Here is a 13,884-nt window from a genome sequence, read left to right as displayed (position 1 = left end):
ACTCACGCTGGAGGGGTCTCACCGGCCGGCCGCTGTGGTGGCGTGCCTTCGGGCGCTACGGGGGCTCCTCACCACAACCTCTGAGGGGAGGGTGTCGGCGGAAGTAGCGGAGGTAGTTGGCAACTCATGGGCATGGCTTGGTGCAGTGGCGTTCCACCACGCGGCCTCGCCTCGCGGCACGGCCTCACTTCGCTGAACCACTCGGACGGCCATCGGGTCGTACAGTGCAGTTTGGGGGTGGGCTGATGGGAGGAACGGCCTATGTGACGGCACCGGACGGACGCACCATCGCGTTCGCGGAGTGGGGTGTGCCGGATGGGCGACCGTTGTTCGTGCTGCACGGTGCGCCTGGCAGCCGGTATCTGCGGCACATCGGCGGTGTCTACGAACGGCAGCAGGTGCGGGCGATCACCTACGATCGGCCCGGGTATGGGCAGTCGACGCGTCGTCCTGGCCTTCGGGTCGCGGACGCATCCGAGGATGTCATGTTGATAGCGGACAGGCTCGGGATCGACGAGTTCGCGGTACTCGGAATCTCCGCGGGCGGACCGCGGGCGCTCGCCGTGGCTGCGCTGCTGCCGGAGCGGGTGACACGGTGTGCGACTGAACTCGGGGTCGCCGATTACACCGCCTCGGACCTGGACTTCTTCGCCGGTATGTCGGACGACGATGTGCGCGAGTGGAAGGACACCGAACGCGGCGAGGCGTGGATCGTCGAACATGAGTATCGAGACCTGGTCGCTTGGCTCGACGGTCCGGACCCGCTGCCTGACGTGTCTGGGGAGCTCCGCGAGATGCTGCTGGAGGCATTTCGAGAGGGGGTGGCGAACGGGCCGGGTGGCTACGTCGACGACGCCATCTCTCTGGTGTCCCCGTGGGGCTTCCGGCTCGACCAGGTGAAGGCGCCGACTCGGGTCATGGCCGCAACAGAGGACGAGTCCGTTCCTCGCCGGCATACGGAGTGGCTTGTTGCCGGGATTCCGGGCGCCGCGCCGGTCTGGTCGCCCGGTGGCCATATCGGAGACCACTCTGCGACCGAGGAAGGCTTGATCCGCTGGCTCGTCGGCCGTTAGTACTCCAGCCGTAGCTCCGGATCGCGACCCACGCCGTCCGGAAATCAGCCGCGGGCACCGGCTGCCCGGCTCGGCCCGATGTCGCGGGGCGACCGAGCCGCCTCACCCGCCGTCGCGAACCGGATGGATCGTCGTCAGGCGTCGGCAGGGGCGACGGGTCTGCCGGTGGTGGTCTCCACGACGTGCGTAAGGAAGTCCCGGACGTCCGCGAGCAGGTCCGCCTGGTCGGCGTACCCGGAAGAGCCGGTGGCGTCGCGCAGACGCAGACCCTCGGCCAGCACCCGGTGCCAGCGCTCGTCGTAGTGGGTCAGTGCCCAGCGGCCGGCGCGCGACTTCGCGGTCATCTCGCCGGTGACCAGGAGGTGATGCAGACGCACAGAGGCGAGGATGCAGTGCGAGAGCAGATAGTCGCGCTCGCGCTCGTCCGCCGGGAGGTCGCCAGGGGTCGCCCGGACCAGGCCTTCGGCGTTGCGGCGCCAGTAGGTGTCGAGGTTGCCCACGGTGTAGTCATGCAGCGCGGCCTCGTCAGTCCATACCCGAAGCGTGGACAGCTCTGGACCGGTGACGGTGATGCCGCCCCGGGCCAGCTCGTGCCAGACGATCATCCGCGCCGGCGAGGCGATCGTCTCGAGTTGCCCGGTGTGGATCATCTCCGGCACCGGCGGCAGCGTGCGCGGGTCGCACGCCAGGTCGGCGGCGAGCACGTACGGCCCGTCGAACCGGATCGGGGAGTACGCCGCCATCCGTGCGTGCACGCCCCGCAGCGCCTCCACCTCCGCCGGCTCCGGCCGGTGGGCGAGCGTGGCGAGGAAGTCGACGTCGGACTCCCGCGGCGCCCACTCGCCGAAGACCACCCCGCCATGGAGATAGAGCCCGGTCAGCAGTCCCGTGGGCAGCTCCCGCTCGGCCAGCAACAGGAAGCGGTCGCACAGGTCCTGGACCGGGGCCGGGAGCGTCACGAGTTTCTCCTCTGTTTCCTGCCGGAAAGGCACCAAGTACGGCGAAGACAAGCAAGGCCGGCACCAGTTGGCCGACCTTGCGGACTGTCCGGCGACGCATCGTATGCGGTCAGTGCGTCCCTCCCCATCGACGGTGCCCAGTTAGTACTACAGCCGTGGATCACGGTCTACGGCTGGACTACTAACGGTTGTCGCCGCTGCCGCCGAGCATCGCTCGGTTCTGCCTGTCGGCGAGCTTCGCAATGTTGAGCTGAGCAACATCCTCGAGCTGGACGTCAAAGTGGTCCGCGATGACAGCGACATACCACAGCGTGTCACCGAGTTCCTTCTTGAGATCTTCGAGGTCCCATTGAGAAAAATCGCTGTTCTTGTCGCGGACGATCTTCTTGGCCTTCTCGGCGATCTCTCCTGTTTCACCCACGAGCCCGAGCAGAAGGTGGAACAGTTCGTTGTGCTTCTCCTTTGGTGCAGCTGTGCGAAGGGCTGCTTGTTGATAATCGTTCATATCCACGGCGTCACTATAGGCCGGGCGACGCGGGCCGCCGCCGCCTCGGACGGTGCCTCTGACGGCGCGCTGTCTTCAGTTCCGGGATGCGGTGCAGCGGCGACGTACGGCGTGCTGTCAGACCCTGTGATGTCGTGAGCGTGTGGTCGGGTGAGTGCTCCCGATCGGTCCGACGAACTCGGGTGGACTGGAGAGGGGCTATGCGAGCTTCTTGCGCATGACCGTGATGATCGTTTCGTAGCGCGTGATTGTGCCGTCTGGCGCCTGCTCGTTCCAGGCGGCGGGTTCGCGACCGGTGGCGACGTACCCGAGGCGCTCATAGAGGGCGCGGGGGCGGGGTTTGTTCTCGTCGACTCCCAGTTCGGCCCAGGTGAGGCCGCGGCGGCGGATGCGCTGTTCCAGCGCCTGAACGAGAATTGTGCCGATGCCACAGGAACGCAGCGGCCGATCAACCGAAAGCTGCCAGAGCACTGCGATACCTGACGGCTTGGCGTAGTCCACGCCGCCGGTAGCCACGGGAATGCCTGAAGGCGGACAGACCGCGAGAAAGTCGACCTCGCCGAGCTTCGCCCGGTCGAGCGCCCGGAATGTTCCCTCGAGGTGAGTCTCTGACCAGCCGGAGAACCCCGGATGGAGATCTTCGGCGGTCAGATCTCTGACCGTCAGCGGAAGCACGACGTCGGGCATGAGATCACCTTGTCACCGGTGCGCAAGTGCCGCCACAGGATTCCACTGCCCGTCTGCCGCCCAGGCAGTCGACGAGCTGTAGCTTCGGCGGGTGGGATGCGCACACGTCGTGGTGGCTTGCACTGCGGCGGGCGCATTGTTGGGCGCCGTTCTCACGCAGGAAAGAGACGGTCCGATAACGGTGGTCCGAGAACGGGTTCGGGGAATGGCGTCGGGCCCGTAGGTTGTGCGCCGTGAGTCAGTCGATGGTTGCGCGGCGGGCGAGGGGAGCCGCGGCTCGCTTGGTGCTGCGTCGGGGCGTGGTGTGGGTGGTCGCGCTTGTGATGGTCGTCGTACTGGCCGGGTGTGCGTCGAGGCCGGACGAGCCGTCGGCAACGGCGGCGGGTCCGACAAGGTTGCCGTCGTCGACGGCTGTGAGTGGAGGAGGTGCCGTGGGCCAAGCTCCTGCGCGTTTCACGATCGTGCCTGATGACTATCACGTGCCGTACGCCGGGACCGCCGAGGACGGGCGGAAGTTCTTCCTGAGCGACGAACTGTTCGATGCAAGGGCGGCCTATGTCGGGCTGTTCCTGTGGAAGGCCGACGGCACGTTCGACGAGGTGCGGGTCGACAAGGTTGCTCGCCGTGCGGGGCTGCCCCCAGGTCAGGCAGGTTCGGCCGGCGCGGAGGAGCTCGTCGCGGCCCGGCTGGCCGAGCTCGGCGAGTACGTCCTGGAGCCGATCGAGGTCGAGCCGTTCACCGAGAAGGTCGACGGTGTGACCTTTGGCTGGGTGGTCTACCGGTCCGGCGGCGAATACTCCATCAACATCGAGCCAGGGGACTTCATCGCGTACTACGAACCCTGGGACGGACTCGGGTACGACACGTAACGCGCCGTTCCGCCGCCCACTTCATCTGAGCCACCGAACAGGGACCGTCCGAGATCCGCGCCACACCGTGCAGTGTCGCGAGCATGCGGTCGCAAACACCGCCGGTCGGCCTGTCCCTGACCTCTCGATTGCTGACGCTCAAACTCCGCGAAGTATGCGGGGGCGAGTTCGTAGGGAGGGGTGAGGATCTGGTCGGTGGTCAGGTCGTGGGCTGTGGGGCGGGAGCCGCCTGGGCCGAGGGGTTCGAGTACGTCGGCGCGGAGGCGGTCGTAGTTGAACGAGTCGAGCCAGAATCCCTCGGGTGATTGACGCCCGCGCCGGTATCTGATGCTGCGACGTGGTGGAAGTCGTCCACGGATACGCGTACGACGTACCTGCCGAGGTTTCGGAGTACGTCGGCGAGTTCATTGGCGAACGTGGTCTTGCCTGAACCGTCCACTCCGTCGACGCCCACCCGCACACAGTCCGCGCCGACCGCCTCGGGTACGAGCTCGGCAACCGTTCGCAGAACTTCCTTCCGCTGCACCGAAGAGGAACGCACGCCGCCATCCTCGCACCGCCGGCGCGGTCGAGACGATGCGGTTGTCGTGGCCGGCGATCACCTCTCAGACGGGGTCGGAGACTGCTAGGGGTGGGCCGACGAAGGTGATGCCGTTGGCTTGGCCGACGGTGGCCAGTGCGTCGGGGTCGAGGGGGCCGGGGAGCAGGGCGTGGAAGTCCTCGAAGAACCGTTCCAGGCCGGATGGCGCGGTGATGATGAGCAGCTTCCCGGGTTCGTTGCCGAGGTTCTGGAACGCATGCGGTACGCCGCGCGGCCCGAACGCCATCCCACCCGCCGAAACCCGGAACTTCGCGTCGCCCGCCCGGAACCGGTAGTCGCCCTCGACCACGTACCAGACCTCGTCCTCACGCGAGTGGACGTGTACGGCCGGCCCGTCCTTCGCCGGGCTCACGATCTCCATCACGGTCAGCGCCCCGCCGGTCTCCGGCGTCCGCGCCATGATTCGGACCTCCGCACCGGTCGGAGAAATCAGCTGCCTGCCGTCCTCGGCCCCCACCGCGAACGGCTCGATCGAACCAGACATCGCCCCTCCTCGAACGCCGGTTCCAGCCAGTATCACTCGATGACGCAGAAAAGGGTGCCGCCCGGATCGGCGAGTACGACGAAGTCGGCGTTCGGCGGGTAGTCCCAGTCGACCCGCCGTGCCCCCAGCCCGATCAGGCGCTCCACCTCGGTCTCCAGGTCGGAGGTTGTGCGGTCGACCCACAGGTCGAGGTGGGTGCGGTCGGTTTCGTCGAGGTGGAGCCGGGTGCCGGCGCCGCTGCGCGGTCCGAGGAACGCCGGGTTGTCCGGGCGAGCTTCGTACCCGAGGGCCTGGCTCCAGAAGGATGCCGAGCGGTGGATGTTCGGGACGTTCAGCACGACGGCTCCGAGAGACAGACTCATGACAGCTCCTTCTGTGGCTCACCAGGTCTTGTCAGGCGGGGGTGGCGGTCATGCGCAGGATGGTGTGGTTCTGGCCTTGTGAAGCCACGATAGAACCGGTTCCGGACGCTTCCCGTCCGGAACTTCAGGCGGTACGGACGAACTCCGGGCCGGCCGGAGGTGAAGCGGTGGCGGTACGGCGGGCGCACGCGGTGAGTGAGGCCGGTCACGTGGTGCCTCTGGGCGGGTGCGGGCGGGGGATGGGAGAGCAAGTAGGCTTGCGCGGGCACCGTTTCGAGTGTCCATGCTGATACTGGTTCCAGAAACTCGCAGGGAACTCGAGGAGAAGACCGCGTGACTTCCCAACGTCCCGCGGCGGTCGTGATCATGGCCGCCGGTCTGGGAACCCGGATGAAATCGGCGACCCCGAAGGTGTTGCACGAGATCGGCGGGCGCAGTCTCGTCGGGCACGCCGTGGTCACCGCCCGTGCCCTCGCCCCCGAACACCTGGTCGTCGTGGTCGGCAACGGCCGCGAACTGGTCGAGGCGCACCTCCACGACATCGACCCCGGCGTGAAGACCGCGGTCCAGGAGCAGCAGTTGGGTACGGGTGACGCCGTGCGCGCCGGGCTCACCGCCGTACCGGACGACTTCGACGGCTCGGTGATCGTCACGTCGGGCGACGTCCCGCTGCTCGAGGCCGAGACCCTGCTGGAGCTGGTCGCCGAGCACGACAAGCGGGGCAACGCGGTGACCGTGCTGACTGCGCGGGTGCCCGACCCGACGGGGTACGGGCGGATCGTCCCGGGTGAGGACGGCACCGTCGCCGCGATCGTCGAGCACAAGGACGCGACGCCGGAGCAGCGGCAGATCGACGAGATCAACGCCGGGATCTACGCGTTCGACGCGGCCACGCTGCGCGACGGCCTGAGCCGGATCACCACCGACAACGCGCAGGGCGAGCTGTACCTGACCGACGTGATCTCGATCGCCAAGGCGGACGGCAAGCGGGTCGGTGCCTACGTGACCGCCGACGCGATGCAGACCGAGGGTGTCAACGACCGGGTCCAGCTGGCCACGCTCCGCGCCGAGCTGAACCGCCGTACCCTCGGCAAGCTGATGCGCGACGGTGTCACGATCGTCGACCCCAACACGACCTGGGTGGATCAGACCGTCCAGCTGGCCCGCGACGTCACCCTGCTGCCGAACACGCAGCTCCACGGCTCGACCACCATCGACGAGGGCGCCACGATCGGCCCCGACACCACACTGACCAACGTCCGGGTCGGTGCCCAGGCGACCGTCATCCGGGCGCACGGATCGGACTCGGAGATCGGCCCGCAGGCCTCGGTCGGCCCGTTCGCGTACCTGCGCCCCGGCACGAAGGTCGGTGTGAAGGGCAAGGTCGGCACGTTCGTCGAGACCAAGAACACCAGCATCGGCGACGGCGCGAAGGTTCCGCATCTCACCTACGCCGGTGACGCGACGATCGGCGAGGGCGCGAACATCGGCGCCGGCACGATCTTCGCCAACTACGACGGGGTCGCGAAGCACCCGACGCACATCGGCAAGCACTCGTTCATCGGCAGCAACTCGGTGCTGGTCGCCCCGCGCACCGTTGCGGACGGCGCCTACCTGGCCGCCGGTACGGCGCTGACCGAGGACGTCGGCCCGGGTGAGATCGCCGTTGCGCGGGCCCGGCAGCGCAACATCAAGGGCTGGGTGGCCCGCAAGCGCGCCGGCACCAAGACCGCGAAGGCCGCGGAAGAGGCCCTGGCCGCAGAGCAGTCGGACGCCGTAGCGGAGACGGCCGAAGGCGCTGTGGGCGACACTGGCGAGAAGGCGTAACGGGAGGCCGGCCATGAGCGGGATGAAGCGAACCACCGAGAAGAACCTGATGGTGTTCTCCGGCCGGGCTCACCCCGGTCTGGCCGAGGAGGTCGCCGAGCAGCTCGGGGCCGGCCTGGTGCCCACGTCGGCGTACGACTTCGCCAACGGCGAGATCTACGTGCGGTTCGAGGAGTCGGTCCGGGGCAGCGACGCGTTCGTGATCCAGAGCCACACCTCGCCGATCAACGAGTGGATCATGGAGCAGCTGATCATGGTCGACGCGCTGAAGCGGGCGTCGGCCAAGCGGATCACCGTGGTGCTGCCGTTCTACGGGTACGCCCGGCAGGACAAGAAGCACCGCGGCCGGGAGCCGATCTCGGCGCGGCTGATGGCCGATCTCTTCAAGACCGCCGGCGCGAACCGGTTGATCTGCGTCGATCTGCACACCTCGCAGATCCAGGGCTTCTTCGACGGCCCGGTGGACCACCTGATGGCGCTGCCGATCCTGAGCGAGTACGTGCAGAACAAGTACGGCGACCAGAAGCTGGCCGTGGTGTCGCCGGACGCCGGCCGGATCAAGGTGGCCGAGCAGTGGTCGGCCCGGCTGAACGGCGTACCGCTGGCGTTCATCCACAAGACCCGCGACATCGAACGGCCGAACGAGACGGTCGCGAACCGGGTCGTCGGTGAGGTCAAGGACCGGGTCTGCATCCTGGTCGACGACATGATCGACACCGCCGGCACCATCACCAAGGCGGCCGACGCGCTGTACGCCGACGGCGCGGCGGGGGTGGTGATCGCGGCGACCCACGCGATCCTGTCCGGCCCGGCCGTCGACCGGCTGAAGAACTGCCAGGCCAGCGAGGTCATCGTCACCAACACGCTGCCGATCCCGCAGGAGCGCCGGTTCGACAAGCTGACCGAGTTGTCGATCGCGCCGCTGATCAGCCGGGCCATCCGCGAGGTGTTCGAGGACGGCTCGGTGACCAGCCTCTTCGAGGGCCGCGCCTGACCCAGGCCGTCAGACCTTTCGCCACGCGTAGTACGCCGTACCCAGGGCAGCGGCTGTCATCGGCAGGGCGGTGACGAGTCCTGCCACGCCGTTCCCGGGGACGATGAACGTTGCCACGATCGTCAGCCACAGCAGCGGGATCCAGCGCGGGACGGCGCGGGAACGCCAGAGGCCGATCGCCTGCAGAACGGTGCCGAGAGCAACCAGCAGCGCACCGGGGATCATCACTCCGAAGAGGTGCGAGGTGTCGTCGTTGATCCGCTCGATCACGCCCGCGTCGACACCGGGCGCGGTGGCGAAGTAGTACACGGCGGCCCAGCCCGCGACCCCGACGGCGTACAGCGCGGTGCCGACCCACATCACGAATGCGCCCGCCGTCGCCCAGCCGGACCCGCGGCCGCGGACGATGAACGTGGTCAGCAGCGCCTGGGCCGGCACGTTGATGACGAGTGCGGCGCTGAGCACCACCAGGAGGCCCCACCACAGGTCGCGGACCGGCTGGATGTCGCTGTAGGCGTACGTCTCGCCACCTGCGGCGGGCTCCGGCCACAGCAGTCCGCCCGGAATCGCCGCGACGGCGGTGAGCGCAAGCAACACGGCGACGGTTCCCACCCGGCGCCGGAGCACCGGATCGGCGGTGACAGGGCTGGCGACGGTCTGCGTAGCCATGGTGAACCTCCCGGGTCTGAGCTGACGTTCTCAGCCAACGGCAGAGGGACCACCGGGCACATCGGAGCGGGTACGGAGGCGGTCTCCGTGCTGGCTCAGAGCCGTACGGTGTCCTGCGGTCTTACTCTGACGACATGCGGTGGCCGCGATGGGTCGCGCTCGGTACCTTCCTGCTCGTCCTGGTGATGGTGGCGGGGAGTTCCTGGCTGCTGATCGCCTACCGCACCGGCCCGCACACGCTGCGGAACTTCCTCGGCCTGGCGGCGATCGGGATCGTGGTCACCCTGCTCGGATTGGTGGTCAGCCGACGTGAGGGCGTGGTCGGAGCACTGCTCGGCTGGATCGGCGCGATCACGGTGTTCCTGGCCGCCCGCGGCGTCTACTACAACGCCGACGGCGTGCCCTTGGACACCCGTGTCGTCGCCTGGCTCGACGAGAGCGGCTGGTGGCTGCTCGCCGCGATCAGCCTGTTGCTGCTCTACTTCCCGAACGGCCGTGCGTTCTGGCGGCCCATCGCGCCGGCCCTGGTGCTGCTGTGCCTGGCCCAGCAGGTCTTCGGTGCCTTCGCGTCGAGCCCGTTCCTCGAACCCCTGCAGGACCTGCCTCGCCCGTACGACGTCCTGCCGCGACCGCTCCAGATTGTGAGCGAGGTCGTGTTCGTCGCGTTCCTGGCGTTGTGCTTGGCGTCAGCGGTGTCCGTGATGGTCCGGTACCGCCGATCGACCGGCACGGTCCGGGCTCAGCTCAAATGGCTGGCGCTGGCAGGTCTCGCCGCCGTCCTCTACCCGTTCGTCTGCCTGGCCGAGATCGTGGTCACCGGTGACACCGGCATCGTGGCCACCGTCTTCGGTGTCGTCGCGCTCCTGTCCCTCCCCGTCTCGGTGGCAGTGGCAATGCTTCGGCACGACCTGTACGACGTCGACCGCGTGCTGGCCGACACAGTCACGTACGGCATCGTCATGGTCGTCCTGCTGGGCACGTACGCCGTAGCAGCCGTGTCGCTGGGTCTACTTCTGGGCCGCGACTCGGCCGTCGTGGCTGCGGCCGCCACAGCCCTCTGCGCACTGGCTCTGTCGCCACTGCGGACCAGACTCCAGCGCTCAGTTGACCGCAGGCTCTATCCACCACGACGGGCTGCGCTGCTGGCGATCGAGGACCTGCAGCGCCGGATCCACACCGAGCAGGCTCAGCCGGAGGAGCTGGAGTCCGCCCTGCGCACGGCACTACGAGATCCGGGCCTGCGCGTCGGTCTGCTCGTTCCCGGGGCGTCGGGCTTCGTCGATGCCGCGGGTACGCCGGTTGGTGGGCAAGAGCTGGTCCCGGTGATGCTGGGTGGTTCGCAGATCGGCGTACTCGGATCGGATTCGACCAGTCCCGCAGTACTGAAGGCTGTGGCGGCCGGGGCGGCCAGTCTGGTCGAGGTGACGCGGCTGAGAGCCGAGCTGGCCGGGGCCTTGCGGGAGGTGGAGGCGAGCCGGGCCCGGCTCGTGCAGGCGGGTGATGCCGAACGCCGACGGCTCGAGCGGGACCTGCACGACGGAGCGCAGCAGCGGCTCGTCTCGCTGGGGATGGCGATGCGGCTCGCCCAGCGGCACCTGGACGACGGGACGGTCGATGTCGACGGGCTGCTCGACCAGGGGGTCGCGGAGCTGGCCACCGCGGTCGCCGAGCTACGACAGATCGCGCACGGGTTGCGGCCGACCAGCTTGGACGACGGGTTGCAGGCTGCGCTGAGCGCGATCACGCAGTCGCTGCCGATCCCGGTTCGGCTGGAGATCCCGCCTGATCTGCCGGAGGAGCTGGCCACGACGGCGTACTTCGTGGCGGCGGAGGCGGTGACGAACGCGGTGAAGTACGCGAACGCGACGTCGATCGCGGTTCGGGTGGACCGCTCGGCCGAGCAGGTGACGGTGCTGATCGAGGACGACGGGTGTGGTGGTGCGGCGCCGCGTCCGGGATCGGGTCTGAGCGGACTGCTGGATCGGGTGGACGCCGTCGGTGGTTCGCTGAACCTGCGGAGCCCGGCCGGCCGGGGTACGACGGTGGAGGCGGTGCTGCCGTGCGGATCGTGATCGGGGAGGACTCGGCGCTGTTCCGGGAGGGGCTGGCGCGGTTGCTGGCCGATGCCGGGCACGAGATCGTCGGCCTGGCACCGGACGCGCCGACCCTGATGACGGTGGTCGCGGAGACCGCGCCCGACCTGGCGGTGATCGACATCCGGATGCCGCCCGACCAGACCGACGACGGGGCCCGGGCGGCGCGCCGGCTCCGGATGCTGAATCCAGGTCTCGCGATCGTGCTGCTGTCCCAGCACATCGAGACCCGGCACTCGGTCGAACTGGTCGCGACCGGCCGGTTCGGCTACCTGCTGAAGGATCGCGTGCTCGCGGTCGACCAGTTCCTGGACGCCCTCGACCGGGTCGCGGCAGGCGGGTCGGCACTCGATCCCGAGGTCGTCGCCAGGTTGCTCGGCCGCCGGCGCGCCGACGATCGGCTCGCCCCGCTGACCCCGCGGGAGCGTGAAGTGCTCGCGTTGATGGCCGAGGGCTGCACGAATGTCGGCATCGGCCGCCGGCTGTTCCTGACCGAGCGCACGGTGGAGACGCACGTCGGCAGCATCCTGACCAAGCTCGGTCTGCTCACCAACGAGGAACAGCACCGCCGCGTGCTCGCCGTACTGGCCTATCTTGGGGAGCACTGACCGCTTCTGCAGAGGACGGCTCCATGCGGATTGCTGTGTTCCACCCCGGCGCGATGGGTTCGAAGCTGGCCGCCCAGTTGGTTGCCGCAGGCCACGAAGTGCACTGGGTGCCGGAGGGACGGAGTCCGGAGAGTACGACGCGGGCCGAGGAGGCCGGGCTGATCGGAACGCCGTTCGCGGAGGCGGTCGGTCAGGCCGAGGTGGTGCTGTGCTCGTGTGCACCACAGGGTGCGGTGGACATCGCCGTACAGGTGGGTCAGGCCGGGTTCGACGGGCTGTACATCGAGGCGAACCCGTTGTCGCCGAAGTCGTTGCGCGCCGCACAGGCAGCGGTCTCCGCGGCGACGTTCGTGGACGCGGGTGTGGTCGGTCCGCCGCCGACCGGGGGGCCGAGCCCGACGCACCTCATGCTGTCCGGCGCGGCCGCTCAGCAGGCAGCCGACTTGTGGGCCGGGACCGCGGTCACACCCATGGTGGTCGGCGATCAGCCCGGTGCGGCCAGCGCGGCCAAGTCGTCGTACGCCCTCTACAACAAGGGCAAAGCAGCCCTTGCGGTCCTTGCCTTCCAGCTCGCCGAGAAGTACGGCGTCACCGACGCCCTCACCGCCCAACAGGTCCGCGGCGATGCCGGCTCACTCCAGGACCCGTCCCTTCCCGAGCAACTCCGCCGAGTGGCCTGGCGCTGGGGTCCCGAGTTCGACGAACTTGCCGAGACCCTGGACGAAGCCGGTCTCCAAGGGGACGCGGCCCGTGCCCTCCGCCAGGTCTGGACCAAGCTCACGTAACGGATCGGGACCTGGAACACCCAGCGGTGACCTGAACAGGAAATGTTCAAGGCACCCAAAGGCTGTCCCAGGTCCCGACGTCTGCCGGTTACGGCTGGACGGTGAAGGTGTAGGTCTTCTGGCCGGTGCTGATCGGGGTGCCGCCCGCTGTGGTGGCGGTGACTTCGAAGACGACGGTGTAGGTGCCCGCCGCCTCGAAGGCCCAGTTCGCGTGGGAGTGGGTGTTGACCGGGATCGACCGGGCGTCCGGCAGCCCGTTGCCGGAGTCGAACCAGACCGTCGGTGTACCGAGTGAGCTCGTGGTGTACACGCTCACGTGGGCCGGTCCGGTCGCCGACACGAGCCTCAAGCTGACCGTGTTCCCCGACAACGCGCCGCTCGGCACCCCCTCGGTGTTGAACCCGGGCCAGACGATCCCACTCGCCTGCGTCTGCGGCAGGATCCACACCGGCGACCCCGGCGTACCCAGGAACGAGTACGCCGAGCTCGACGGCACGGTGGTCTTGCTGGCCGACACAGCGTTGAGTACGACGTCAGCCGGTTGCCGATCCACCGCCGGGGTGACCGTGCCGTCGCGCAGGTCGAGTGTGAGTGCTGACCCGGTCCAGTCGACGTCGATCGCGTCCACGTGACCGCTGGAGATGGTCGTCACCGCATGAGCCGGTGCGACCGTCAGGACCGCTGCGACGAAGCCGGCGACCAGCGCGCCGCCCAAGGCCCTCATGACTGCACCTTGAACGTGTAGGTCTCGAGCGGGGAGAAGACCGTCTTGCCGTTGGCCAGGGTGCCGCGGGCGCGAACCCAGACCGTGTACGTGCCGGAGGCCTCGAACGCCCAGTTGGCGTGCTTGTGTCCGCCGGCCGTGACGGTGGTGCGGTCGGGCAGACCGTCGCCGCTGTCGACCAGCACGGTCGGAGCGCCGACGCCGTCCACCGTGAAGATGCTGAAGTCTGCCGGGCCACGCACGCCGACGACGTCGATCTTCAGGGTGTCGTTCTTGAAGACACCGGGCTCGACCTCCTCGGCCGCGATGCCCGGGAACAGCAGCTCAGGGTCCTGCACCTGCGGGAGCACCCAGACCGGGTCGGCCGGATCGCCGAGGAACGAGTACGCCGGGTCATCCGGCACGGCGGTCTTCGCAGCCGGCTTCGCGACCAGCTCCACCTCGGACGGGTCGTACTCCGCGGCGGCCGCGTCGTCGTGGACGTGCAGGTTCAGAACACCGTTCTCGTAGGCGATGCCGAACACGTCGACATGGCCTTGGTCGAGGACGACGGGCGAGGCGGCCACGGCGGGCGAGGCGACGCCGGTGAGCGCGAGGACTGCCGCGAGGGACAGTGCCACGCGATAAGGCTTGCGCATGGAGTT

General features: G+C 68.6%; 16 protein-coding genes. 7 read left to right on the top strand and 9 right to left on the bottom strand.

What is annotated here, in order from left to right:
• The first annotated feature begins 245 nt into the window (after nucleotides 1-245).
• On the top strand, nucleotides 246-1,073 hold the full coding sequence (locus ACYVOK_RS28675; protein WP_460665667.1) for an alpha/beta fold hydrolase: 828 nt from the start codon (nucleotides 246-248) through the stop codon (nucleotides 1,071-1,073).
• Between the two features lie 134 nt (nucleotides 1,074-1,207).
• Here ACYVOK_RS28675 and ACYVOK_RS28670 read toward each other — a convergent pair whose 3' ends face one another.
• The 3 genes from ACYVOK_RS28670 to ACYVOK_RS28660 form a co-directional block, all read right to left on the bottom strand.
• The gene (locus tag ACYVOK_RS28670; protein ID WP_460665666.1) at nucleotides 1,208-2,032 is read right to left on the bottom strand and encodes a DUF4111 domain-containing protein; all 825 of its coding nucleotides are present in this window, start codon (nucleotides 2,030-2,032) and stop codon (nucleotides 1,208-1,210) included.
• 181 nt (nucleotides 2,033-2,213) lie between these two features.
• A complete protein-coding gene (locus ACYVOK_RS28665; protein WP_460665749.1) occupies nucleotides 2,214-2,537 on the bottom strand; it encodes a nucleoside triphosphate pyrophosphohydrolase family protein in 324 nt (107 codons plus the stop codon).
• Nucleotides 2,538-2,735: 198 nt separating this feature from the next.
• Entirely contained in the window at nucleotides 2,736-3,224 is a 489-nt protein-coding gene (locus ACYVOK_RS28660) for a GNAT family N-acetyltransferase (RefSeq protein ID WP_460665665.1), read from the bottom strand.
• Nucleotides 3,225-3,655: 431 nt separating this feature from the next.
• Here ACYVOK_RS28660 and ACYVOK_RS28655 point away from each other — a divergent pair, with 431 nt between their 5' ends.
• Entirely contained in the window at nucleotides 3,656-4,093 is a 438-nt protein-coding gene (locus ACYVOK_RS28655; protein WP_460665664.1) for a hypothetical protein, read from the top strand.
• A gap of 199 nt (nucleotides 4,094-4,292) precedes the next feature.
• Here ACYVOK_RS28655 and ACYVOK_RS28650 read toward each other — a convergent pair whose 3' ends face one another.
• The 3 genes from ACYVOK_RS28650 to ACYVOK_RS28640 all read right to left on the bottom strand — a co-directional run bounded on the left by ACYVOK_RS28650 (nucleotide 4,293) and on the right by ACYVOK_RS28640 (nucleotide 5,540).
• A complete protein-coding gene (locus ACYVOK_RS28650; protein ID WP_460665663.1) occupies nucleotides 4,293-4,634 on the bottom strand; it encodes a hypothetical protein in 342 nt (113 codons plus the stop codon).
• Between the two features lie 64 nt (nucleotides 4,635-4,698).
• Nucleotides 4,699-5,178: a cupin domain-containing protein gene (locus ACYVOK_RS28645; RefSeq protein ID WP_460665662.1), complete on the bottom strand. Its 480-nt coding sequence runs from the start codon at nucleotides 5,176-5,178 to the stop codon at nucleotides 4,699-4,701.
• Nucleotides 5,179-5,210: 32 nt separating this feature from the next.
• Nucleotides 5,211-5,540, bottom strand: coding sequence for a VOC family protein (locus tag ACYVOK_RS28640; RefSeq protein ID WP_460665661.1), 330 nt, complete (start codon nucleotides 5,538-5,540; stop codon nucleotides 5,211-5,213).
• A gap of 333 nt (nucleotides 5,541-5,873) precedes the next feature.
• On the opposite strand from ACYVOK_RS28640, the gene glmU reads away from it, so the two are divergent.
• Both glmU and ACYVOK_RS28630 read left to right on the top strand, forming a co-directional pair.
• Entirely contained in the window at nucleotides 5,874-7,367 is a 1,494-nt protein-coding gene (gene glmU / locus ACYVOK_RS28635; RefSeq protein WP_460665660.1) for a bifunctional UDP-N-acetylglucosamine diphosphorylase/glucosamine-1-phosphate N-acetyltransferase GlmU, read from the top strand.
• Nucleotides 7,368-7,380: 13 nt separating this feature from the next.
• Nucleotides 7,381-8,361 carry a ribose-phosphate diphosphokinase gene (locus tag ACYVOK_RS28630; RefSeq protein ID WP_460665659.1) on the top strand — a complete coding sequence of 327 codons (981 nt, stop codon included), beginning with the start codon at nucleotides 7,381-7,383 and terminating at the stop codon, nucleotides 8,359-8,361.
• A gap of 9 nt (nucleotides 8,362-8,370) precedes the next feature.
• Here ACYVOK_RS28630 and ACYVOK_RS28625 read toward each other — a convergent pair whose 3' ends face one another.
• Entirely contained in the window at nucleotides 8,371-9,030 is a 660-nt protein-coding gene (locus ACYVOK_RS28625; RefSeq protein WP_460665658.1) for a hypothetical protein, read from the bottom strand.
• Between the two features lie 134 nt (nucleotides 9,031-9,164).
• Here ACYVOK_RS28625 and ACYVOK_RS28620 point away from each other — a divergent pair, with 134 nt between their 5' ends.
• From ACYVOK_RS28620 to ACYVOK_RS28610, 3 genes are read left to right on the top strand one after another with little or no spacing between them, the layout of a single operon-like run.
• Nucleotides 9,165-11,102 carry a sensor histidine kinase gene (locus ACYVOK_RS28620; protein WP_460665657.1) on the top strand — a complete coding sequence of 646 codons (1,938 nt, stop codon included), beginning with the start codon at nucleotides 9,165-9,167 and terminating at the stop codon, nucleotides 11,100-11,102.
• Nucleotides 11,090-11,731: a response regulator transcription factor gene (locus tag ACYVOK_RS28615; protein WP_460665656.1), complete on the top strand. Its 642-nt coding sequence runs from the start codon at nucleotides 11,090-11,092 to the stop codon at nucleotides 11,729-11,731. The genes ACYVOK_RS28620 and ACYVOK_RS28615 overlap by 13 nt, the downstream gene beginning before the upstream one ends.
• Nucleotides 11,732-11,754: 23 nt before the next feature.
• Nucleotides 11,755-12,516: a DUF1932 domain-containing protein gene (locus tag ACYVOK_RS28610; protein WP_460665655.1), complete on the top strand. Its 762-nt coding sequence runs from the start codon at nucleotides 11,755-11,757 to the stop codon at nucleotides 12,514-12,516.
• 88 nt (nucleotides 12,517-12,604) lie between these two features.
• On the opposite strand, the gene ACYVOK_RS28605 is transcribed toward ACYVOK_RS28610, so the two are convergent.
• Together ACYVOK_RS28605 and ACYVOK_RS28600 are read right to left on the bottom strand one after the other, a co-directional pair.
• Complete coding sequence (locus tag ACYVOK_RS28605) at nucleotides 12,605-13,240, bottom strand: choice-of-anchor M domain-containing protein (RefSeq protein WP_460665654.1); 636 nt, start codon at nucleotides 13,238-13,240, stop codon at nucleotides 12,605-12,607.
• A complete protein-coding gene (locus ACYVOK_RS28600; protein ID WP_460665653.1) occupies nucleotides 13,237-13,878 on the bottom strand; it encodes a choice-of-anchor M domain-containing protein in 642 nt (213 codons plus the stop codon). The genes ACYVOK_RS28605 and ACYVOK_RS28600 overlap by 4 nt, the downstream gene beginning before the upstream one ends.
• Between the last annotated feature and the right edge of the window lie 6 nt (nucleotides 13,879-13,884).

The organism is Kribbella swartbergensis (assembly GCF_054784135.1).
The sequence above is the reverse complement of the archived record's forward strand: the minus strand, read 5'-3'. Positions and strand labels throughout refer to the sequence as shown.